The sequence below is a fragment of the Ignavigranum ruoffiae genome (assembly GCF_900110675.1).
Taxonomy (GTDB): domain Bacteria; phylum Bacillota; class Bacilli; order Lactobacillales; family Aerococcaceae; genus Ignavigranum; species Ignavigranum ruoffiae.
Map to the genome: position 1 here is coordinate 246,485 of NZ_FOEN01000001.1, position 23,168 is coordinate 269,652.

The following is a 23,168-nucleotide window of genomic DNA, read 5'->3' on the forward strand; positions in this document are numbered from 1 at the left end:
GTTTAAAAACTGTAACTCCTCTGACCGATTAATTAATTATGCGAAACAAAATCCCCATCCACTCGTCATTTGTTGACCAGTAGATGAGGATTTCTAATTAAATACGATTAAGCGTTTTTACGAATTTCTTCGAGAGTGGCAGCGTCTAGTTTTTCAATAATCTTATTCACTAATTGAACGGTGTATTTGTAATCATCTTCGTGAATTACTGTGGTATGGCAATGTAAGTAGCGAACAGGTACGGCAATACAGATTGAAGGAATACCAGTTTGAGCAATATGGAATGAACCAGCATCTGTTCCACCACCAGGCATAAAGGCAAATTGATATGGTATATTAGCTTCGTCGGCAATATCAGTAATAAATTCGCGTAAGCCCTTATGTCCAACCATAGTAGCATCATAAACCATAATTTGAGGACCTTTTCCTAATTTGGAATCAGCTTCTTTGGCGGTCATTCCTGGAGTATCGCCAGCAGCCCCTGTATCTACGGCGATGGCAATATCAGGTTTGATTAAGTTAGGAGCAACTTTAGCCCCACGAAGGCCGATTTCTTCTTGAGCATTCGCTCCAGAGAATAAGACGGATTGATGACCTTGTTCTTTACCGAATTTTAAAGCTTCGATTGCTACCGCCATGCCGATGCGGTTATCCCAAGCCTTAGCTAATAAGAAAGGAGAGTCTTCATTCATTCGACGGGTTTCGATATAAGGTGTGATCATATCGCCTTGACGAATGCCCCATTCAAGAACTTGGTCTTTAGAAGTTGCACCAATATCGATAAAAATGTCGTCCATATCAATTGGTTTTTTACGTGCTTCAGGAGTTAAGACGTGAGGAGGTTTAGATCCAGTTACCCCATGGAAAACTTTGCCCTTGCGAGTAGTGATTTCAACTTGTTGTGCTAGAACAACTTGGCTCCACCAGCCGCCAATCGTTTGGAAAGTTAAGAAACCTTCGTCAGTTATTCGTTTAACCATAAAACCAACTTCATCCAAGTGACCTGCAATTAATAAGCGAGGTCCATCTTCTTTACCAACATGCTTGGCAAAGATTCCACCTAAACCATCTTCAAGAAATTCTTCACTATAATCTTCTGCATATTGTTTGAAGACTTTACGGACTTGCCCTTCATTGCCGGCAATCCCTCTGACTTGAGTTAAATCCTTCAACATATCCATATTCAATTCCATAATATCACCCTTCTATATTCTATATATATTTTCTTTATTTAGGTTCAATATCGTGGGCTAAAGTTTCAATTTCAATTTCTCCTACTTCGCCCTGTCCTGTGGTACGAATGCGTCCTTGAGCTCTAGAATAGAAAATATTACCTAAGACTGCAAAGAATACTGGACCAGCTACACTCATAATAGTAGTCAACCAATCGCCATTGACGATAGCTGGTTTAATAATCGTAAAGACATTTGACAGCCCCACAAGCGCACATACAATATAAACGGCTAGTTTGGCCTGACCATTGCTCTTGAACATTGAGAATGGTTTTGCAATGGCATCATTTTCTTTAAATTTGATAAATGAATAGGCAATAAACATGTTAGGTACGGTCATTGCCACATTACTCATGGCCAACATAATTTCAAAGAATTGTTTAGCATCATCGCCACCAAATGCTACGATGCCGAAGATTACACAAACAATGAATGTTTGCCACTTAACCGCATTGATGTAGATACCATCTTTCTTAACCGTCCATGATTCTGGCCATAATTCTTTCGGAGTTCCACCAATAAGTTGTTTAAGTGGTGAGAACACTAAGGTAAAGAAGGCACCCAGCATACCAAAGAACATACTAATTCCCATAAAACGCGCCACGTTTAATCCAATAGCACGAGAAATTCCTTCAGAAAGGTTCAAAGCTTGTCCGATTTGATATCCTAAATGATTCATAGTTAAGTAAGCATGGTTACCTAAGGTAATTGGCACATCAGAATAACCATTAGCGCCGTAAGCGAAATTCCAGTTAGTAACGGCACCAAAGAGAAGAATTCCGACAGAATACATAATAATAATTACAACGGATGAAAGCATAATTGCTCTCGGGAATGTCTTCTCAGGATTTTCGGTTTCATCGATTACGCCACCGACCACTTCTAGTCCCCCATAAGAGAAGACAGCATTCACGACGAATGAAAGGATAGGAATAATGCCTAGGAAATCAGCGTTAGGAGAAACAAAGAATCCTTCGACTGTAACAGGCTCTAAGAATTGTCCCTTATTTAAGATAAGCACTAATAAAGATCCAATCCATAGGAAGGCATTTAAACCGATGACTGCCGTACCACCGATTGATGCAATTTTCTTAATTCGATCGGTTCCCTTTGTTGAAAGGAAGCTGAGTAGTAGAAGCATTGATAAACCTAAGATACCTAGAGATTTAACTGGACCTAAGCCAAACAGGTTAAGATCTTGTAGCCGGTCAACCCCAAAGACTGCATGCGATAGAATAATCCAGAAACCAGAACCTACCCCAACTAACCAAACGACATAAGCAGCATACCAAAGAAAAGTCCCCATAAAAGCGAATTTTGGCCCAGATGATTTAGCCATCCAGGTATAAATTCCTCCTTCGGAATCTTTGAAAGCGGCTCCAAATTCCGCAACAATAAATGCATAAGGGATAAAGAATAACAAGCCAGCCAATATGAACCAGGGAATCGAAGAATATCCCATCATATAAAATGATCGGGTCATATTGGTAAAGCCATAAACTGATGTGAAGATCATCAGAATTAAGGCCATGACACCCATTTTCTTCTTGCCTTTTTCCATATACACCTCTCCTTTTTCTGTTGTAAGCATAGTATAGCAAACGCTTCCAAAATATTAATTGGAATCTGTTAATAAATTCATGAGCTAAACTGTTATATTCTTTCTTTCTCATCTGTATTATTAGAATGACTTTAGATTTTACAAATAGAATCTTATATCCTTAAGCTTCTTTTAAAATACAATATTATAATCTTCTCATTATATTTGAAATAAATATATTTATTATTTGCTTATAATATTCAAACAGTTGATCATTTTTCAGTCAATCTATGATAATAATACACTTTATAGACTTAAATTCATAAAGAAAGCTGCCCCCGCCTAAGATTTCGCCTAAGCAAGGACAGTTTACTTAAATTATTGTGTGGTATTTTAATCTTTTAACTTAACCGCCTTAAAATTATAGCCTTCTAAAATTTGAAAGACAGAGTCGAGAGTATATGTATTATCATATTTATAAGAATATTCGGTATATTTATCGCTCGTTAATTGATTTTCATCATTCACAAATAAATCGGTAAAACCGAAGACTTCTGTTTCTGTATCACGGACTTGTTTCTTGTCGCGGTCATATGATGTAATTGTATATACGCCGACAATGGTCCCGTCTTGAGTCACATTTTCTAATTCTAGCAGATCGTTGGCTGTATGATAAGGACGGTAATAGTAACGTTCCGCTTTGATTTCATAAGCACCAAATAGGGTATCCGGATATTTTTGTTTAATCTTTTCATCGATTTTCTTAATCAGATTTTGCCAATCTTTGAGGTCTTTAAATTGTTCGGCGACTTGAAGCATGTTCTGAGCTTGACGTTCAATCTGTCCTTGTTCTTCGACCAATAAGCCTGCTTCTTTCATCTTTTCCAGAATTTCTGGTTTAATCTTAATTTTTACCACATCGTTATTACGTATTGCTCCGTTATTCTCGACTTCAAAGGCTTCTTTGTTAAGAAAATTACTATAAGGTGGTTGGAAGGTTGTATCAATTCGAGCTTGTCCAACTCCTGAAGTCCCGACAAAATTGACTACCACATGGCGATTCAATGTTTCCAGGCTTAAGGTTTCTGGTTCTTCTAGACCAGCGACGGTATAACTTATCTTGCCTTCATTTTCTACAAGATAGTCTTGATCTTCAAGTAATTTTAGGGAAGGTTGGGTCAAGGCAATGGTAATTTGATCGCCATTCTTCAGATTCTGACTATCGTCGGTCAGGTAAACTTCTAAATCCTCAAACGGAGCTTGGAAATGACTTTCTAGCACAGCTTTTCCTGTGCCAGAGAAACCTTGATAGCTAATTTCTATCGCTTTTTTCAGATCTTCTTGGCTGAATTTAGGTTGGACTTTAAGGCCCTTGACTGTCGCATAGAAATAATCATTCTTAAAAATATTAGGCAGGTCTTGAGTCAAAGAAACTTTAATACGGTCTTGATTTGCTAAATCTTTATCTGGGTTCACTTGGAAATGAATCTGGTCGCTAATCTCATCAACACTACTTGACCATTCATATTCACTTAAGACACTTTCAAGTTTAGCTTTATCAAAACGAGCAGAGACTTCCCCCATCTGATCGATTCCTTTAAATTCGAGTTCTACATAATCTTGTAAGGCTAGGGAAAGCTTTTGTTCAGTACTGGTCGTCGTTTCTTCGGACGTTTCCTCACTGCTTTGCTGGCTAGTAACCTCCGTTGTTTCACTGTGTTCTGGCGACTCGCTTTGGCTAGTAAGCTCTGGACTGGTTTCTTGACTTTGTTCGCTACTTTCAGGTTGAGGGTTAAAAATACTTTGCATGGCTTGATTGAATTCTTGGTATTTCTTTTCAACCGTTGGCAGATAAGGACGGCTAATTACATAGCCGCCGACCAATAAAATGAGAATAATAATGACGATGTAAATTTTCTTGCGAATGTCTTTTTCAGTCATAGCGCCCTCCTAAAATAATCTAAAAAAGTATCAAAACGATTAAAAATTTCACAGTTATTTTTTATAAGTTTATTATTGTTATCTCTAAGATTGTACGATAAATTTAGCCTATCTGACAATTATAATGAGGTGAATTATGTCTGAACTATTCATTCGAACAGCCCAGAAAAGTGATGCTGCAGCGATTCTTGAAATCTATCAACCTTATGTGAGCCAGAGCACGGTCACATTTGAAACAGTGACCCCCTCTTTAGCTGAAATTGAGCACAGAATTCTGCATACTTTAACTAACTATCCTTACCTCGTCGGTGAAATAGATGGCCAGATTATTGGCTACGCTTATGCAAGACGATTCCGTGAACGCCAGGCCTATGCTTCGACTGCTGAAATGAGTCTGTATCTTGACCGAACCATTCGTGGCAAAGGATATGGCCAGTTACTATTATCAGCATTAGAAAATGCCCTACAAGATCGAGGTATTAGCAACCTGATCTCAATTGTCGAGGCTTCCAATTATGGCAGTCTCAAATTCCATGAGAAAAATGGTTTTATTCGCTCAGGATTCTTGGCACGCGTCGGCTATAAATTTGATCAGTGGTTAGATATTCATATCCTAAGTAAAGCTTTGACCTCAGATCAACCTATTATTTCTTTTCAAGACTTCACACCATCAAAAGATACGATAACCAAAATGACTGATTAACATCCCTAATTCAATATCCCAACGACAGTATTGAATATAAATCATATCTTCTTGATTACCCTGATAAATCAGTTCAGGTATCGAATAACGACCATAAAAATGATGATCTGCTTCTTCTACGTTAATATTTAATATTTGGGTAATTTCATAACCCTTACTGAGTCCTTCGCGATCGGTCAAGATTACCTGACTGCCCTCATGGAGCAAATCTTGAGCGACCAAGGGTTGAAAAGGTCCTGAATTCGAAAGATCATAATAATGACCAAAGAAGCTATTCATTCCATGCTGGCCTACTTTAACTACTTGATTGCTAGCTAGGGCTTGGTTCAAATGATCAAAGTCGGTCCCTTTCCCACTATTACCGGACATATCTTGGAAGGCGAAAGTTACCCCGTTAATATACAGACTATTGGCCGGATAACCTAACGCTTGGCCCTCTGCCTTAAAAACTTGGCGCTTAGGCTGATAATTCAAAGGTAAGCCCTGAAACATTAAATGATCTTGACCATAGGGCTGCGGATAAGAGCTAGGATAGACTGGCTGATGAATGACCACCGGTTCTTGACTCAAGACTGTTGGACCGCCATAATTCTGCGGATGCCAATAGTCAAAATTAAGCGACAACATAAAGGGAAAAGCAATGGTTAGAAAGAAATTCGCTAGCTTCATGGTGTGTTTTCCTTTCCATTATCAATGAGGTAACATCATGCGAGCAACATCCAATTGTCTTAATTTCGGTGTCTTCTTATAAGAATGGTCTTCCATCTTACTTAGAATTTGATCAATCAGAGCGACGGCTTCAACAATATGTTCTCCCTTGTTTAACATAACGACTTCGGCATGAGCGCTTCGAGCCGCATCGGTGATTTCGGATCGAGTTGGAACGCCATTACTAATCAAGGAGCCAAGGACTTCAGTCCCCCAAACAACTGGGATTGAAGCTGCTTCACAAATCCAAAGAATTTCTTCTTGCAGTTCGGCTAAGCGGACATAGCCACTTTCTACCGCTAAATCTCCGCGGGCAATCATGACACTAAATGGATTTTTACTCGCGGCTGTCATGATAATCTCACCTAAATTTTTAAAGGCTTGGACGGTTTCAATTTTGGCCATCAAGTGGACTTGATTTGCGGACGAAGTTCGATTTTCTTCAATAAAGGCTTGCACTTCTTTAATATCTTTTGCCGTTCTAACAAAGGAAATACCGATGATATCAGCATGATCAAGGGCAAAACGCAAATCCTCCCGATCCTTATCATCTAGAATGCCAATTTCGAAATTTGAATTGGGGAAATTTAACCCTTTTTCTGCTTTTAATCGGGTCTTTCCACCTTTGACTTTCTCAACACGGAGGGTAAACGATTGGTCAGTCTGGGCAAGCACTCGCCCTTCAATACTGCCATCATCAATTAAGACGGGATCATTGATCTTTAAAGATTGGTAAATTCCGGGCAATGAACAACCGGCTACCACTTTGACCGCTTCTTCAATATCTAGAGGTAGGTCTTTGAAATTACGGGTGATACAAATTTGGTCGCCACGACTGACTTTGGGATTTTTATAGGGAGTAAATACCCATTCTGTCCTAATTTTAGGACCGGCAATATCCATCAGAATTGGAATTGATAGTTCGTTTGCTCTAGCTACTTGCTGAATATTGTCAATCATTCCTTGCCAGATTTCAGCATTGTCATGAGCACAATTAATGCGAGCTACATTCATCCCTTTATCCACTAGCTTCTGCAATAAATCAGTATCTTCTGCAGCTGCCGCCGGTAAGGTAACCATAATGCGGGTATGATGATGATCTGGTTTGGGTCCATAACAAGCCCGAGTGTTCTTAATTAAGCGATAATATTCATGAAGAAATTCTTGCCGATCTGGATGATGATAGGTTTGGGGAAGCTGATGTATAGCTTCAAAAGAAGCTATCGTTGCTTCCAAGGTCGCTAACGTTTTAGCCTCTAATCGACCTAGACTTGATAGACCATAACTCATTAATTGTTCCTGAATAGAACGAATATCTCGTCGACGTAGAGCTAAGTAAGCCAACAAATTTTGAGCACTCTCTTTAAATTCTGGCCGTTCAATCTTAGCTTCCCATTCGTCATAGGCCGATTGACTTTCTTCTAAGACATCGTGATAAAGTTTTTTTAATTGTCGATATTCTTGTTGGATATCCTTCATCATGATCACCCTCTACCCTTTATTATGAGTCTATCATATCAGAAAAAGCTTGGACGTGCTCCTAAATATTCTTCAGGATCGCCAAAAACTAAGTTATAATGGTAAAGAAGAAAGTGAGGTTATCAATATGTTGCAACGTATCCCCTGGGATCAGTACTTTATGTCTCAATCTTTAATTCTATCTAGTCGGTCAACCTGTGAACGTTTGCGTGTGGGAGCAACCATTGTACGCGATAAGCGGATTATTGCTGGCGGATACAATGGCTCAGTCCATGGTGAAACGCACTGTATTGATCAGGGATGTCTATTAGAAGATGGCCATTGTATCCGAACCATTCATGCTGAGATGAATGCAATTCTTCAATGTGCCCGTTTCGGTGCTCAGACCGAGGGTGCCAGTATCTATGTCACTCATTTCCCCTGCTTAAATTGTAGTAAAGCCATTATTCAGGCCGGTTTGAAACAGGTCTATTATCTGCATGATTATGCCAATCATCCATATGCCCTTCATTTATTCAAACAGGCTGGCGTTGAGATTAACCAAATTGATTTCCCCGCTAACTTTTTTACCGATTTAGAGGAAAGTCTACCCTTAGCCTCAAGAAAGTGAGTCTGATAAGTTAGCGAATAATTGGGCTGCCCTGACTGCTTTCTGCCACCCTTGATATAATTGCTGGGCTTTCGCTCTAGGCATTTGACTTTGAAAAGTTTTTCCTGGATCGATCAGGTCTTTTAATTGGTCAAGATTTTGCCAGAAACCAACCGCTAGTCCCGCCAAATACGCTGCCCCTAGGGCTGTGGTTTCCAGATGATGGACCCGTTGAATTTCTATATCTAATAAATCGGCTTGGAATTGCATCAGATAATCATTCAAACAAGCCCCGCCATCGACTTTTAATACAGGAATAACAAGCTGACTCTCTTCTTGCATCAAATCGACAATATCTTTGACTTGGTAAGCAATTGACTGCAAAGTTGCTTTGACCAAGTCATTTTTGTTACTGGCTCGGTTTAAGCCAAAGATTGCTCCGCGCACCTGGGAATCCCAATATGGAGCCGCCAATCCGGTAAAGGCTGGAACTAGATAGATTGCTTCTTCTTTTTGGGCGGCTTCGGCCATGGCTTGACTTTCTTTAGCCTGATCGAACAAATTCAGCTGATCTCTTAACCATTGAATAGCTGATCCAGCCGTAAATATTGACCCTTCCATGGCATAAAATATTTGATCATCGAGCACATAAGCGATGGTTGTCAACAATTGATTCTGGGAGATTTTCGCTTTCTGTCCCATATTCATCATTATGAAAGCTCCCGTACCATAAGTCGCTTTAATCATTCCAGCTTCGAAAGCCAATTGTCCAAACAAAGCAGCTTGTTGATCACCAATCATGGCGGTGATGGGCACCGGTTGGCCGAAAAATTGGAAAGAATCAGTATAACCATAAATCTCAGAATTTGACCGGACTTCAGGTAACATGGCGGCAGGAATGCCAAAAAGGTCGAGTAATTCTGGATCCCATTGGCCTGTTTCAATATTAAATAATAAAGTGCGGCTCGCATTGGTATAATCCGTGGCGTGAACTTGGCCAGCAGTCAATTTCCACAATAACCAACTATCAATCGTTCCAAAGCATAATTCGCCAGCTTCAGCCCGCTGCTGTCCATCTTGAATATGGTCTAGAATCCAGCGTATTTTGGTGGCTGAGAAGTAGGCATCAATAATTAATCCGGTCTTAGCCTGAATCATCGGTTGGTATCCTTGATCAATATAATGCTGGCAGAGCTCGGCTGTCTGGCGTGATTGCCAAACAATTGCAGGATAGACGGGCTTGCCGGTTTGCCGATCCCATACAACCGTCGTTTCACGCTGATTGGTTATGCCAATGGCTGCGATTTGTTGGGGAAGAATCGAAGAATGGATGAAAGCTTCCGCAATCACTGCTTGGATAGATTGCCAGATTTCTTCAGCATCATGTTCTACCCAGCCTTCTTGAGGGAAATATTGAGTAAATTCAACCTGTCCCATTCCCATAACTTGTCCTTGATGGTTGATAATTAAGGCTCGGCTACTGGTGGTCCCCTGATCCAAAGTTAGAATATATTGCTCCATAATGGCCTCCTATTCAATAGCTAATATTTATGAAAACGTTTAAATTTTTTGAAAAAATAAAGTTTATATCTTTCTCAATTGATTCTTGCTTAGCAAACATTCGAAAGATATAAACTTCAACATAGATATTAATTAAATAAACCTGCGAAACCAGTTTCTAAGGTTACTCTAAATAACCTTTATGAATCTCTAACTTGGTCCCCCGGCTATATCCATCTTGATAAGCCTGATTGTTCTTAGAGAAACGAGGATGACGGAAAGAAAGTGACCCATTAATTTCCTGATTAAATTTCTCCACCACTTCATTCGGTGTCTTGATTATCAGGACATATTTTTGATTTTCTTGTATCATTTCATCTTTTTGTTGGTTAAATTTATTCTCCAGTCCATCCATAAAGCCTTGATAGTATGATTTTCGGATGGCGGAAGCCGAAGCATCGTCTTCATTCCCCTTTAAATGTTGGCTGGCATAATGCTTCATTGTATCCGCAGCAAGATGAAACACTTCATAGGCTAATTCTACATCTTCCGGATAACCCATAAAGACCAATTTTCTTTGAACCGATTTTTGATGAGGCAGTCGAGAAGACTGAATATAGAACATCACTCGAAAATTATCGGCAATAATCCGCACTAAGACTTTCTCCCACCAATAGATGCGTTTATATACGGAAAGAGATTTAATAATAATCTTATCTTGACCTTGACCTTTGAGTTCATTTTTTGAAATTTTATATTTCAACATTAATTTTTGGGCCATGGTTAAAGCCGTTTGACTTTCCTCATCATCGCCACCATCTTGAGCCAGGGTCAGTAGATTTTGAATTTTGGCTAAGATTTTATCATTCTCTGACACACTATAACCTCATTTCTTAACATTAAACTTTATTCTATCATAATTCACGGTTGATTTCAGTAATTTGATCCAGCATCGTTTGGAAATATTCTGGATATTCTGTATCAATCTCAATGACTTTGTCGGTCAGGGGATGAAGGAAACGAAGTGATTTAGCATGTAAGTATTGACCGTCTTGGGGATCCCTGATGGGAAAGTGTTGCGGATTTAAATCACGCTGATAAATAGGGTCCCCCAGCAAAGGGTGGTGTATATATTCCATATGAACCCGGATTTGATGAGTCCGTCCTGTTTCTAATTGGCATTGGACTAGACTATATTCTGAGAAAGTCTTTAAGACTTGGTAATGAGTAATGGCTCGCTTCCCAGTCTTGTCTGCGGTATAACGTAAACGCTGGACTTTATCGCGTTTGAGCGGAATATCGATGGTCGCTTGTAGCGGCTGAACTTGACCATAGACAATGGCATGATACGTCCGTTGAATCTGGTGGGCTTGTATTTGATCAGCCAGTAGTCGGTGAACCTGATTATTTTTAGCAATAATCAATAACCCTGAAGTATCCTTATCAATTCGGTGAACGATGCCGGGACGAATACTTGACCCTTGCTTTAAGGAAATATTTCCTTGTAAATAATAGAGTAAGCCATTGACCAGAGTCCCTTGGTCATGCCCTTTTGCAGGATGAACGACCATCCCTCGAGTCTTATTTACCACCAATAAATCTTGATCTTCATAACGAATGTCTAAAGGAAGATCTTCGGCCACTAATTCTAAGGCTTCTTCCTCTGGAATTGAATACCGAATATGTTCATTACCGGCCAATAAATATTTATTAGGGACAACTTGACCATTAACTTGTATATATTCTTGTTGAATTAATTTTTGGATACTTGAGCGACTTTGGCCCGGAATCAGCTCGGCTAAAACTTTATCCAAGCGCCCTTTTTGCCCTTTTAAATAAATATCTTGACAATCCATTATTGACCCCCCTCTTCATATAAGTATAAATGTCCAAATAAGAGAACCATGCCGATACAGATAGCGATATCAGCTAGATTAAAGATTGGGAACTGGATAAACATTAGATCGAACATATCGATGACATAACCATAGACGAACCGATCGATTAAATTGCCAAGTGCTCCGGCAATAATTAAAGCATAAATCAAGCGCAGGCCTTTCGAAGCTTGGCGCGCTTGGTACAATTGCCAACTGAAATAAGCTATCGCTAAGACCGCAATAATCATCAAAAAGTTTACTTTACCGGTCAATAAACTCCAAGCCGCCCCTTTATTCTGGACATAGGTTAATTGGATCAAGCCCGGAATCAAAGGAGCACTCTGATAAAGGTCTAGCGTCGAAATAAGCCAAAATTTGAAGATTTGGTCACAAAAAACGATAAAAACAATCCAAAACAGCGAAAAAATCATCGAAAATCCCCTTTATTCACCCATTTTTTGATTAAAATTTGAACTCATAATGTTATTATTATATACTAATTGCAACAAAATAAAAATCTTTGTAGACAAGATTACAAAGGAGATCCCATGAAGAAATATATTCAGCTTTTGTTAATTCCTTGTTTAATCCTGGCGTTAACAGCTTGCGATAGTTCAATCAATCGAATTGATCGAACTTTTACACTCGTTCAAGAGAACATTACCAAAATTGTCAATGAATTAACTGAAATTCAGTTATTAGAAAGCCATGTCCAAGATGACTTCGAAACAACGCTAAAGGCTTCTGAAGATTTATCGGCTTTCCGCGCTGAGGACTCAGTCATTCTCCAGAATGTTAATCAGCGATCAGAACATCTTAACAATTTGGCTGACCTCATTAATGAATTGGATAAGCTCATTGAAGAAATTAATAACCAAGAACCCAACAAGGATGAACAAATCAAAGCTCAGGTCGATGCCATTGTGGCTGAACTTGAACCACTCACTGCCAACTTAAAAGTCTATCTCAAAGATTATCAGGATAGTCTCCAACCTGAGAAACAGACCTACCAAGCGGTGGCTAATCCTAATAATGATTACACTACTTTCTTTAAAGTTTTTGATAATGTTAATATTCTGAATAAAACCAATCAAATCAACTTAGAAAAAGTCTTGGGTTATTTCGAACCCATTAATGCTAAATTAATTGACTTTAAAGTGTATCTAACCAATTTGAAGAAGTAAGGATTTAGCCATACTAATAAAGGAGTCTATGATGAATATTAAATTTCTAAAAATTTGGGCAAAGTTACTTTGCCTAATGTTTTTTTTCTTGTTTTTAACTGCTTGTCAAAATAAAACAAGCACTTTGGAGAAAAACATACCCATGCCCGAAGTTAAAGCCAAATATGATGAAGCAACCTTGGTTGAGTTTAATAATAAAATTACCCAAGGCGACACCAACCGCTATGAGGGGTTAACCATTTCCAAAGAAGCCATGTTATCTCAACCCGATAAATTACCCCAAGTTTTATTCTATGATTCAGACATTAATATTCCCTATCCTGAAGATGGAGTGAAGGGGCTCTATGTGACCGCTGATAATCTGTCTAATCCCGAATATTTAGATTATTTGATTAATTATTTAGATCAAACAGAATTAAATTCCTTGGTCATTGATTTCAAAGATGACTATGGAAATATCGTTCCCGTCCTTGAATCTGATAATCCAATGATTCAAGAAAACGTCATGGGCTTCGTAGATATGAAACCAATCATGAAGCGTCTAGAAGAACATAAGATTTATCCGATAGCTCGGATTGTTACCTTTAAAGACTATTTGCTTTCTGATGCCCATCCAGAATATTCTTTCCATGATCCAAGTACCGGAGGCATCTGGCAGGATGGTAATGGGGCTCAATTTACCAACCCCTTTCTCCCTGATGTTTGGAATTACAATATTGGGATCGCCATTGAAGCGGCCAAATTAGGCTTTAAGGATATTCAGTTTGACTATGTTCGTTTTCCGGAAGGCTTTGATGTCTTTGGCTCTAGCTTAGATTACGATATTGGTGGATATTCTTATTTCATATCAGATGACCCTGAGAAAGAAGGAACGGAACGGGTTGCGGCGATTAACGACTTCCTCGCTCAAGCCAGTGAACAACTCATGCCCTACGGCGTAGATGTTTCAGCGGACGTCTTTGGTTATACTGCGATTGCCGGAGATGCAGCCGATGTGCGCGGGATTGGTCAAAGTTTCGCCCAAATGGCGGAACGGGTTGATGTGATGAGTTCGATGATCTACCCTTCTCACTGGGGCGAAGCTTTCTTCGGCTATACTTACCCCGATCTCTACCCTTATGAAATTGTCTCTGCCTATATGGATCATGAAACACAATTATTAGCCAATGTCGAGAACAAGGTACGGACACGGCCTTGGTTGCAAGACTTTACCCTACCTGGACCGCCAGGAACCTACTTAGAATATGGGGCCAATGAAGTTCAGGTTCAGATTAATGCTCTCTATGAGCATGGTATTCACGAATATCTCTTATGGAATGCTTTGGGAGAATATACTGAAGGCGTCGACTATTCTCCAGATATCCAACCGGTTGAGGATAGCAACTCACAAGTCCAATAAATATATAGAATAGTTTACACAACAAAACATCCCTCTATTCACAATGAATTTGGGGGATGTTTATTTCTTGTTTCGCTTTAACCAGCAAAGAATCCTTAGAATTAAAATAAAATCGTAACGATTTCTTTAAAATCTAAGAGGATTAAATTCGCTTTGACTTCTTTATGACCATAGATTTCTTTGAGTGCTTGACTATAAATTTGCATCTGAAATTTATATCTCTGATAAATCTGTTCTAATTGCTCATGTTTTGTTCGAGAACTTTGTGGGTGATAGCGATCTGTTTTGTAGTCTATTAATATAAGTGAATGATCTTGAGGGTAGTATGCATCGATTACCCCATGAATCAATAGGTCGTCTTCTTGCAACTGGCTTAAGTCGAATTCATGTTCCTGAGAAGCAAAGACTTGCTTTGCTGGTATGAGATACGAGAAGGCCTGCTCACGACGAACAAGATCTGCCATAGCAATAAACTCTTGACCTAATTCAGTTTGCAAGAACCATAGGATTGCATCGATATTGATCTGTTTCAGGTGTTGCTTACTCAATAAGCCTTGATGAACTAAAGACTGACTACAAGTTGATAAGATGCTGGCATAATTCTCTCTGTCCTGATTGGCAAAAGCAGATAAAGATAAATGTTGCAAGAATAAATGAGTAAGGCTGCCGACTTCCGTGGCTGCCAATTCTTCAGCTTGGCCCATAAACTGAGGTTGAGCGAAACTATCCTCAGTGTAACGAATCCCTTGAATCCCCTTGTCTTCAGCGGGTGCTTGTTTCAGCTGTTGAATCGAGAAAGGTCGGCGATCAGAATATGTATCCAATTTATCATTACTAGGTTCTTCAAAGAATCGTTTCAGTTCAGATACCGATTGATAACTTGAAGTTCGTGAGGCCAACGGATAAGGATAGTCAATCTGCCAGAGGGTCTCCCAAGAATTCGATTCCACCTGAGGCGGTAAATCTTGTCTTAAAAAGTCAATAATCCTTTCTTGGCGCTGTCTTTGTTGATGATTGACCGATTCCTGCTCGACTGCGCTAGTAATCGTTCCATCTTGATAGAAATGAACTTCAATTTGACTTTGTTGAAAGTCAGCCGTCGATGAATCTTGCCTTGGAATTGCAATGGCATAATTTAACCATTCTAGCCAAGAGCGACTAGTCTGACGCAAGAACTGATTAACTAACAAGCCTCCACTATGAAGTTGCTGACTCTTTTGATAATTTGCTTGCCATTGTTCTTGATTTTTAACACTCCCAATAATATAGAGTTTCTGTTCACAACGGGTCAAGGCAACATATAATTTACGCATTTCTTCAGCTTTGAGATCGCCTTCAGCGAGGATGGCCAGCGCTTTACGAGTTAAACTATCGAATTTCAGTAGCTGTTGATCATCGAAATAATAGGACGACACCCCATACTCTTTAGAGCTAATATATTTACCTCTTAAATCCTGTAGATTAAAACCTTTGCCGGTATTTAAGAGGAATAACACCGGAAATTCAAGTCCTTTGGAAGCATGAACCGTCATTATGCGTACGAAATTCTGATCAGCTTCCAAGATTAGTGGTTCGGCGATATCATGGTCACTTTCAATCATCTGGTTAATATAATTGATAAATCCTTTCAGTCCTAAATATGACCGTTGTTCAAATTCTTTAGCATGTTGATAAAATCCGTGGAGATTCGCCAAACGTTGTTCAGAATGGTCTAAAGCAGCCACATAATTCAGAAAATTACTATCTAAATAGATTTGCCAAATGAGCTCAACTAAGGAAACATTTTGAGCGAGGTCCTGCCAGGTATGTAATTGTTTTAAGAAACGTTGAATTTTCAGCTGAAGTTGGCTGACCTTTTCTGGATCCCACTGACTTTGGGAAGTCTGAAACTGAATCAATGCTTGATAGTAGTCTCCTTCTTTATGCGGAATCCGAATCTGGGCCAATTCTTCATCGCTAAAGCCAGCAAAAAATGATCGAAGCACGGCGACCAAGGGAATGTCTTGACGCGGGTTATCGATAATCTTTAATAAGGCTAAGACAATTTGAATTTCATGTCGTTGGAAATAAGATTCAATTTTCTGACTATAGAGTGGGATTTGATACTGTTTGAAGACTTCTTGAACCTTAAGAAAAGGTGAACGCGTAGCTGATAGAATGACAATATCCCGATATTCAATCGGTCTTAGAGTTTCTATATCTTTATCGTATATTTGAAATGACGAATCGACTAAATCTTTAATCTTCTGGGCCAAGATATGACACTCGGCTTCAATAGATTGATCGAAGCCCTCTTCATCATCTTCCCTTTCTTCTGCCTGACTTTCATATAATAAGAATTCAACGTTAAATTTTGCGTCGGGGGCCTGAGGGACGAAACTGTGGTTGCCAGTCTTGAGAGACTCTTGTTGGCCATAATTCATTTGGCCAAATTCTTGATCCATCAACCGTTCAAAGATAAAGTTGATAAATTGAAGGACCTCGTGGCGTGAACGATAGTTACGATCTAAATGGATTAATTGGTTGTCAGGATCTTGAGCAAATTGCTGATATTTATTTAAGAATAAGGTTGGTTCAGCCATCCGGAAACCATAAATCGATTGTTTAACATCGCCGACCAGGAATTGATTCCCTGGTGAAGCGGCTTGATCGGCTTGTGATAAGAAAGATAATATGGTCGCTTGCGTCTCATTGATATCTTGATATTCATCGACCAAGACTTCCTTAAATTTCTGCCGGTAATATTGGCAAGCCACGCTCTCCACTCGTCGACCCTTATCTTCTTGATAAGGAGCGAGGATATCCAGGCTATAATGTTCGAGATCGTTATAGTCCATCAGTTGATGGTCTTGCTTATAGCTTTGCAACAAGCGGTAGAAGTCTTGAATGAGTTGACTTAACTGAGTCAAATCATAAGCTAATCGTTGCTCGACTTCCGCATAGGTCTCATAGCTTAAATCAAATAGGGATTGAACATTTCGCTCTAGTATTTTTTTATATTGGTCGCGTTGAGCTTTTAAGGCTTCAATGTGTTCATAATCTTCATATTTCTTCGAATTTCTAGGCCAATTGCTGCAGGAGAAACTATCCAGCAAGGTCATGAAGTCGCTTAAAGGTTGTTCTTGAAATACATCTTTTAATTCAATGATGTGGGCTTGATCCTCAGTTAAAGCAGCCAGATATTTGGGCGCATGTTCCTGACTTAATCGCTGACTCGCATCGATTGCCTCTTGATTGAGTTTTAGAACTGTAATTAAGCTTCCAGTGATCCGTCGCGACAAACTATTTTGGAAAAGATCAGACTCTTCGAAATGAGCAAAATCTCGGTGAATCCAGGGCAATTGACGGAGCCAGACCTGGGGTTCAGGGTGGGCCATGGCGAACTGATAAATTTCAATTACTAAGTCAAATAAGCCTTGATCAGATTTCGCAGAAGAATAGCGATATAGTAAATTCTCAAAATTTGTCGAATCAATGCCTGCCTTTCCCTCTTCAATTTCTTGACAGAGCTGTTGCCAAACTTGCTGATAGATTAGGGCTTTTTGACTTTCATCAGTTAACAAATCAAACCCAGGATCCAAGTCATTCAAATAGAAATACTGGCTGATAACCTCTAAACAGAAACTGTGAAGGGTTTGAATATTGGCATCGGCCAATTTATTTATTTCTTGAATAAAACGTTGTTGTAATTCAGGATTGCTTTGTTGATTAACCTGATTTTTGAGTTGAGACTCGATACGCTCTTTCATCTCTCGAGCTGCCATCTCGGTAAAAGTTACCACTAATAACTCATCGACCCAGGCCCGTTGATTAAGAATATGCTGCATAATCCGTTCAACGAGAACGGTTGTCTTTCCGGATCCGGCAGAAGCCGAAACTAAGATATTTCCCTCTTGTTGATGAATGGCTTGCCATTGTTCAGGATTATATTTTGAGTTAGCGGGTTGGATTGGAATTTCAGTCATAACGTTCCTCACTTTCTTGGCTGTCCAAGATAATTTGCTGGATAACCTGCTCTTTACTTATGGTTTGATGACGGTAGGCTGAGAAATGAATCGTCGGATCAAACCCCGTTAAAACGCGGTAACCTTTCTGTAAAGATAAACTATAGGGATCTTCATAGAAAGGACGCAAAGCAATATTGCCCGATTGGATTTGCTGACCAGCTTGGACAAATAACTTCTCCAGATGTTGATAGATGAGCTTCAAGTCTTGAGCTTCGATATATTGTGAAGCTTTCTTGTGATAGGTTCCGCTTTTTGTAATTTTTGCTGGGTAATATTGGCTCTGTCCTTGTTCCATGAGTCCTTGATCAATCTTTTGAAGTTGGTCTGGCCCAATCGTTACGAGTCCTGCTAAACGATTTATTTGGAAATTAGTTTGTTGAGCACTTAACAGATCCGCTGAATCAGCTTTAAGGTATTTCTGCATCAAAGGCTGATAGAAAGCGCCAATTGGTTGTAAATCAGGAAATGTTTGTTGGGCAACATACAGATAGGTCATAATTTGTAAATCTAAACCGTAATAGAAATCCGCTAAATTAAAGGATTTATTCCCTGTCTTATAATCAATAATCTGCAGTAATTTATCTTCTGCTTGCCAATCAATTCGATCTATTTTACCGGTTAGTCTTAACCGACCGCCTGAAGGCAACTGAAATTCAACCGGCTTTAGATTATGATCCGGTCCCAAACCAAAGACAGCCTCTGATAGCATGGGTTGTAAGTGAATCTGGCTAAATTGATCGGTAAAAGACTGCAAACTCTTCTCAATTTGACGTTGAATCATACGCTGGATAAACCGATGACGGGCTTGACTCGCAAAAATATTAAAGCGAACATCTTCATCCAAGACTTGACTTATGTGTTGGAAGATATTTCTAAGCTGATCTGGACTTAATTTGCCCAATTCTAAGCCTAACGTCTGGATAGCTTTGACAAAACGATCTAAGAATTCATGGAAGTAATCCCCTGCTTGGATCGGCGTAATTTGATACTCTGCTCGTTCCTGCAAACGTAAACCATACACAATAAAATGGGCAAAAGGATCCTGAAAAAATGTTTCAATTTTCGAAACTGAACTGATTAAATTCTGACCATATAGAGCCAGGGCCGTCTTGGCTTCAATGGCTTGAGGCAAGTTGGAGAAACTGAGCAATTGACTAATCGCATCGATGAAACTCGCCTGCTGGCTTGGATTTAAATGCCGATAAAGCGTCAGTAAATTTTGATTGAGTACCTGGCCGGCATCAAGCCGAGCTTGAATAAATTGACCCAGATCAAAAAGCATAGAACCAATCATGATATTGGCTTGGCCGAGCAAAGAAGGATGTTCTCCTGTTTGAGACAGAGGTTGAAAAGCATTAAAACTAAATAGCTTCATCCGTTGGCTTAAGACCAATGGCCGATAATAAGGACTTAATTGCAAGTCTTGTTTACTTTCCCCTTGATGATAAGAAATATAGAGATAGTCTTGCCCACTCAGAAGATTCTGATAAGCTAGCCATAAGTCTTGCCGATAATTTAAGCGCGCAGGATCTCTTAGAAATTGATGATGGAGCGTCAAACCATTAATTTGTTCACGTTGGTCCGCATTAATCAGCGAATCTGTCTTAGGATGACTCGGGAGCGCTAATTCGTCCATCCCAACTATAAAGGCGATTTTGAAATCTTTAGCTTGAGGACTCTCAATACTGGTAAAGACCACTTGATCGATGGTCGGCGGAATAATATGAAAACTTGCTTGTTTAAAGCCTGATAATAGAAGGTTTTTTAAACTAGCAAAGTCAACGGCTTGGTCCTTAAATATCAGGTGGAATTCATCTAACATAGTGATTAAAACCTGCCAGACCTGTTCATCATGACGCGAATCTTCAATATTTCCCGCTTCGATTGCTTGGTCTCTTTTTAAGATTAAACGTTCTCTCACGCCTAATTTAATCAGTAATTGGTATAACCACTGACTCGCCTCTTGACCTGTCATCGAATCTTGCCAAGCTAAATACCGATTAGTGAAAATTTGAATCATTCTTTGACGAATAGGTAATACAATCTCTTTGAGCTGTCGTGGCTCTTCTTGGCCTTGTTGATTGACATAGACTTGGTCTTCCTGACTAAAATGCCAGTTAAAATTAGGATCAAAAAAACGATAACCTTGAAAGCCATTGGCTAACAAAATATTCTCAAAAAGATTTACTTGATGGAAAAATTCTTGTCGGTCAAGGCCACCTTCTAGCTGCACCAAATCCGATTTTAATATATTAATAATATCATCAATTTGCCAATAGCCTAACACCAATTGAAAAATGGATTCGATTAAGGAAACCAGACTGTGCCCTTGCATGGTTTGTTGATGGTCAAAGAAGATTGGAATCTGATTCTCATTAAAATAAGGCTCGATGATATGTTGATAATCATCTAAGTGACGCGTTTTGATAATAATATCTTGGTAGCGATACTTTTTTACCTTAACCAGGTAATTGATCTGGTTGGCTAAATGGCGTAATTCAGTTTGAATCGAATCGCACGACCAAATTTCTTGATAGTTTGCGGTATCTTGGCGACTTAATGATTGATTTTGATTCAGCACATTTAAAGTCTTTTGACTGGTTTGAATAATTTCTGGCCGATAAGCTTTGATTGGCTGTGAAATCTCCCAATCGGCTTTGATTTCTATATCTTCTTGAAGGAGAATGCGTTTGATTTGCTGATAAGTCTCTCGAGTGAGTTGATACACCGGTTGGTAAGATGCCTGGTTTGCCTGATGATGGCTAAGGGGTAGACTCAAATAAACATGATTAAAATTCCGCGCTAAAGCACGAATTAAGGCGATTTCTTGGGCATTAAAAGCTTGAAAATGATCGATAATCGCATAATAATTTCTACTGAAATCTTCTTGATCAAGATAAACTTGCAACCTTTCAAAATCCTGATAATTATCTAAAGATTGATCGTTAATTTTTTGGCGATAAATTGCATAAAGGTAAGCCAGTTCTACTAAGCGTTGATTCTCATTTGGGTTTTGCTGCCAGCTAGGATCTGCCATCTGCTCTACGATTCTTTGTAAATCATCAGGTTGGATATTCGCTTCATACAATTCTTCAAAGAGTTTCAGCAGTTTATCAATAAATCCTTGATGGTATATTTGACCGCGATATACTCTGAGATGATCTTTCTCTTGAAGGAGTATTGCTTGAATCAGCATGGCGTTGCCGATTTGAGAAAGTTGGGGTTTCTGATTGAAACTCTTGGGCAAGAGAAACCAAGCCAAACGTTTGAAACTAGCCACTTGGATATCCGTCATCGCCGCACTTGATCGTCCTTGAAGCTGTCGCAGTTCTTTCAACATGCGCTCTTCCATATCAAACTTAATATGGTCCGGCACCAGATAATAAATCTTGGCCTCTGGTTGTTGCTTCTTCAGTTCAACAAATTTATGTATGATTGTAACTGGTTTATCTACCAAAAAACTTCCAGTAATAAATTGAAATGCCATAAGCAGTCTCCTTATCATAGTCTTATGTGCTAATTATAGCAAATTTATTAATCAGATTCAGAGTCAATCACGATAACGACTTGAATTCATATCCACAATCTTGAACATACTGTGTCCCAACCCGTTTGACCCAAATTTGAAAATCATCTGAATCTTTCATAAAATTTTAAACAAAAAAGACCGAATGAAGATCGGTCGACCAACCATAAAATCGGCAACCGTCTTTTTCAGTCTTTAACATTGTTGTTCTAGATGAAATTACTCTCTGTTAAAACCAGGCGTTATTTATTTAAGCTTACGATTTTAATAATCACTTCAGTTGCTTTAACCATGGATTCAACGGCGACAAATTCATAGCGACCATGCATATTCTCGCCGCCGGCAAAGATATTCGGGGTTGGAATTCCCATGAAGGAAATGACAGAACCATCAGTTCCTCCTCGAATTGGCTTGATTAAAGGCTCAATCTCAAGTTCTTTCATCGCTTGTTCGGCTAAATTAACTGGGCGCATATCTTTCTTAATTACTTCAGCCATGTTATAGTATTGATCTTTTAATTCTAAGGCAATCGGTGCTTTGTCATATGCTTGATTAATCCCTTCAACGATTTCTTGCACCATAGTCTTCCGTTGTTCGAAAATTTCACGATCATGGTCACGAATAATCATGGATAATTGAGCTTCATCAACGGTTCCACTCATCTCAGTCACATGGTAGAAACCTTGGCGTCCTTCAGTTTTTTCTGGTACTTCATCTTCAGGAAGTTGGCTGATAAATTGATTTAACAGGGTAATCGCATTTATCATCTTGTCTTTTGCTGTCCCTGGGTGAATATTCTTACCTGTTACTTGTAACTTGGCAGCAGCCGCGTTGAATGATTCATATTCTAGTTCACCAACAGGCCCTCCGTCCATCGTATACGCAAAGTCAACCGCAAAACCTTCTGCATCAAAGTGTTCTGCTCCGCGGCCAATTTCTTCATCAGGACCAAAGGCTACTCTTACTTTGCCATGTTTGATTTCTGGATGCTTAATGAAATATTCCATCGCTGTCATAATTTCAGCAATCCCGGCTTTATCATCAGCCCCTAGTAGGGTCGTGCCGTCAGTAGTAATCAATGTTTGACTATGATAGTTTTTTAAATTAGGAAATTCACTCTCAGCCATCACAATGCCTTGTTCTTGATTTAAGACAATTTCAGGGCCTTGATAATTTTCAACGATTTGAGGATTGACTTTTTCTGAATTGAAATCAGCTGTATCCACGTGGGCAATAAAACCAATTGTTGGTAGCTCTTCCTCAGTATTGGCTGGCAAAGTAGCCGTTACAAAAGCATTCTCAGAACTTAAACTAACCTCTGACATCCCGATTTGCTTTAATTCATCGACGAGTAAATGAAGTAAATCAAATTGGATCGAGGTTGAAGGAATGGTCTCTGATGCTTCATCGGAGCGCGTATTAATTTTGGCATATCTGATAAGACGTTCTTGAGTGAGTTGACTGAGATTCATAAACTTCCTCC

The 23,168-nt window shown here is 39.2% G+C and carries 16 protein-coding genes; 4 read left to right on the plus strand and 12 right to left on the minus strand.

Annotation, left to right across the window (positions count from 1 at the left end; genetic code table 11):
• Positions 1-107: 107 nt before the first annotated feature.
• From BMX34_RS01145 to BMX34_RS01155, 3 genes are all read right to left on the minus strand, one after another.
• On the minus strand, positions 108-1,193 hold the full coding sequence (locus BMX34_RS01145) for a M42 family metallopeptidase (RefSeq protein WP_092569935.1): 1,086 nt from the start codon (positions 1,191-1,193) through the stop codon (positions 108-110).
• 34 nt (positions 1,194-1,227) lie between these two features.
• Complete coding sequence (gene yjeM, locus BMX34_RS01150) at positions 1,228-2,793, minus strand: glutamate/gamma-aminobutyrate family transporter YjeM (protein WP_092569937.1); 1,566 nt, start codon at positions 2,791-2,793, stop codon at positions 1,228-1,230.
• A 372-nt stretch (positions 2,794-3,165) separates the two neighbouring features.
• Positions 3,166-4,713 (minus strand): hypothetical protein, encoded by a 1,548-nt coding sequence (locus BMX34_RS01155; protein ID WP_092569939.1) that lies wholly within the window; start codon positions 4,711-4,713, stop codon positions 3,166-3,168.
• Positions 4,714-4,849: 136 nt separating this feature from the next.
• Between BMX34_RS01155 and BMX34_RS01160 the strand changes: the two genes are divergently transcribed.
• Positions 4,850-5,416, plus strand: coding sequence for a GNAT family N-acetyltransferase (locus BMX34_RS01160; protein WP_092569941.1), 567 nt, complete (start codon positions 4,850-4,852; stop codon positions 5,414-5,416).
• Here the strand turns inward: BMX34_RS01160 and BMX34_RS01165 are convergent.
• Together BMX34_RS01165 and BMX34_RS01170 are read right to left on the minus strand one after the other, a co-directional pair.
• A complete protein-coding gene (locus BMX34_RS01165; RefSeq protein ID WP_092569943.1) occupies positions 5,384-6,085 on the minus strand; it encodes a hypothetical protein in 702 nt (233 codons plus the stop codon). The genes BMX34_RS01160 and BMX34_RS01165 overlap by 33 nt on opposite strands.
• A 21-nt stretch (positions 6,086-6,106) precedes the next feature.
• Positions 6,107-7,606, minus strand: coding sequence for a pyruvate kinase (locus tag BMX34_RS01170; protein ID WP_092569945.1), 1,500 nt, complete (start codon positions 7,604-7,606; stop codon positions 6,107-6,109).
• Positions 7,607-7,730: 124 nt separating this feature from the next.
• Here BMX34_RS01170 and BMX34_RS01175 point away from each other — a divergent pair, with 124 nt between their 5' ends.
• Positions 7,731-8,213, plus strand: coding sequence for a ComE operon protein 2 (locus tag BMX34_RS01175; protein WP_200793398.1), 483 nt, complete (start codon positions 7,731-7,733; stop codon positions 8,211-8,213).
• Here the strand turns inward: BMX34_RS01175 and glpK are convergent.
• From glpK to lspA, 4 genes are all read right to left on the minus strand, one after another.
• Positions 8,202-9,713 carry a glycerol kinase GlpK gene (gene glpK / locus BMX34_RS01180; RefSeq protein WP_092569947.1) on the minus strand — a complete coding sequence of 504 codons (1,512 nt, stop codon included), beginning with the start codon at positions 9,711-9,713 and terminating at the stop codon, positions 8,202-8,204. The genes BMX34_RS01175 and glpK overlap by 12 nt on opposite strands.
• 163 nt (positions 9,714-9,876) lie before the next feature.
• Positions 9,877-10,569, minus strand: a complete 693-nt coding sequence (locus tag BMX34_RS01185) for a DUF2786 domain-containing protein (protein WP_092569949.1) — start codon at positions 10,567-10,569, stop codon at positions 9,877-9,879.
• Between the two features lie 37 nt (positions 10,570-10,606).
• Positions 10,607-11,548 carry an RluA family pseudouridine synthase gene (locus BMX34_RS01190; protein ID WP_092569951.1) on the minus strand — a complete coding sequence of 314 codons (942 nt, stop codon included), beginning with the start codon at positions 11,546-11,548 and terminating at the stop codon, positions 10,607-10,609.
• Positions 11,548-12,000 (minus strand): signal peptidase II, encoded by a 453-nt coding sequence (lspA, locus tag BMX34_RS01195; protein WP_092569953.1) that lies wholly within the window; start codon positions 11,998-12,000, stop codon positions 11,548-11,550. The genes BMX34_RS01190 and lspA overlap by 1 nt, the downstream gene beginning before the upstream one ends.
• A gap of 117 nt (positions 12,001-12,117) precedes the next feature.
• Here lspA and BMX34_RS01200 point away from each other — a divergent pair, with 117 nt between their 5' ends.
• Together BMX34_RS01200 and BMX34_RS01205 are read left to right on the plus strand one after the other, a co-directional pair.
• Complete coding sequence (locus BMX34_RS01200; RefSeq protein WP_092569956.1) at positions 12,118-12,753, plus strand: YkyA family protein; 636 nt, start codon at positions 12,118-12,120, stop codon at positions 12,751-12,753.
• A gap of 142 nt (positions 12,754-12,895) precedes the next feature.
• The gene (locus tag BMX34_RS01205; RefSeq protein ID WP_234971651.1) at positions 12,896-14,152 is read left to right on the plus strand and encodes a putative glycoside hydrolase; all 1,257 of its coding nucleotides are present in this window, start codon (positions 12,896-12,898) and stop codon (positions 14,150-14,152) included.
• A gap of 101 nt (positions 14,153-14,253) precedes the next feature.
• Here the strand turns inward: BMX34_RS01205 and addA are convergent, their stop codons facing one another.
• The 3 genes from addA to pepT form a co-directional block, all read right to left on the minus strand.
• Positions 14,254-18,117, minus strand: coding sequence for a helicase-exonuclease AddAB subunit AddA (addA, locus tag BMX34_RS01210; RefSeq protein WP_092569960.1), 3,864 nt, complete (start codon positions 18,115-18,117; stop codon positions 14,254-14,256).
• Positions 18,110-21,646: a PD-(D/E)XK nuclease family protein gene (locus tag BMX34_RS01215; RefSeq protein WP_159428811.1), complete on the minus strand. Its 3,537-nt coding sequence runs from the start codon at positions 21,644-21,646 to the stop codon at positions 18,110-18,112. The genes addA and BMX34_RS01215 overlap by 8 nt, the downstream gene beginning before the upstream one ends.
• 281 nt (positions 21,647-21,927) lie before the next feature.
• On the minus strand, positions 21,928-23,157 hold the full coding sequence (pepT, locus tag BMX34_RS01220) for a peptidase T (protein ID WP_092569962.1): 1,230 nt from the start codon (positions 23,155-23,157) through the stop codon (positions 21,928-21,930).
• Positions 23,158-23,168 lie beyond the last annotated feature (11 nt).

Bases quoted from the DNA above. Each gene is read 5' to 3' on its own strand.
- BMX34_RS01155 (WP_092569939.1), bottom strand. From the start codon at position 4,713: ATGACTGAAAAAGACATTCGCAAGAAAATTTACATCGTCATTATTATT.
- BMX34_RS01170 (WP_092569945.1), bottom strand. From the start codon at position 7,606: ATGATGAAGGATATCCAACAAGAATATCGACAATTAAAAAAACTTTAT.
- BMX34_RS01200 (WP_092569956.1), top strand. From the start codon at position 12,118: ATGAAGAAATATATTCAGCTTTTGTTAATTCCTTGTTTAATCCTGGCG.
- lspA (WP_092569953.1), bottom strand. From the start codon at position 12,000: ATGATTTTTTCGCTGTTTTGGATTGTTTTTATCGTTTTTTGTGACCAA.
- addA (WP_092569960.1), bottom strand. From the start codon at position 18,117: ATGACTGAAATTCCAATCCAACCCGCTAACTCAAAATATAATCCTGAA.
- glpK (WP_092569947.1), bottom strand. From the start codon at position 9,713: ATGGAGCAATATATTCTAACTTTGGATCAGGGGACCACCAGTAGCCGA.
- BMX34_RS01165 (WP_092569943.1), bottom strand. From the start codon at position 6,085: ATGAAGCTAGCGAATTTCTTTCTAACCATTGCTTTTCCCTTTATGTTG.
- BMX34_RS01160 (WP_092569941.1), top strand. From the start codon at position 4,850: ATGTCTGAACTATTCATTCGAACAGCCCAGAAAAGTGATGCTGCAGCG.
- yjeM (WP_092569937.1), bottom strand. From the start codon at position 2,793: ATGGAAAAAGGCAAGAAGAAAATGGGTGTCATGGCCTTAATTCTGATG.
- BMX34_RS01175 (WP_200793398.1), top strand. From the start codon at position 7,731: ATGTTGCAACGTATCCCCTGGGATCAGTACTTTATGTCTCAATCTTTA.
- BMX34_RS01145 (WP_092569935.1), bottom strand. From the start codon at position 1,193: ATGGAATTGAATATGGATATGTTGAAGGATTTAACTCAAGTCAGAGGG.
- BMX34_RS01215 (WP_159428811.1), bottom strand. From the start codon at position 21,646: ATGGCATTTCAATTTATTACTGGAAGTTTTTTGGTAGATAAACCAGTT.
- BMX34_RS01190 (WP_092569951.1), bottom strand. From the start codon at position 11,548: ATGGATTGTCAAGATATTTATTTAAAAGGGCAAAAAGGGCGCTTGGAT.
- pepT (WP_092569962.1), bottom strand. From the start codon at position 23,157: ATGAATCTCAGTCAACTCACTCAAGAACGTCTTATCAGATATGCCAAA.
- BMX34_RS01205 (WP_234971651.1), top strand. From the start codon at position 12,896: ATGCCCGAAGTTAAAGCCAAATATGATGAAGCAACCTTGGTTGAGTTT.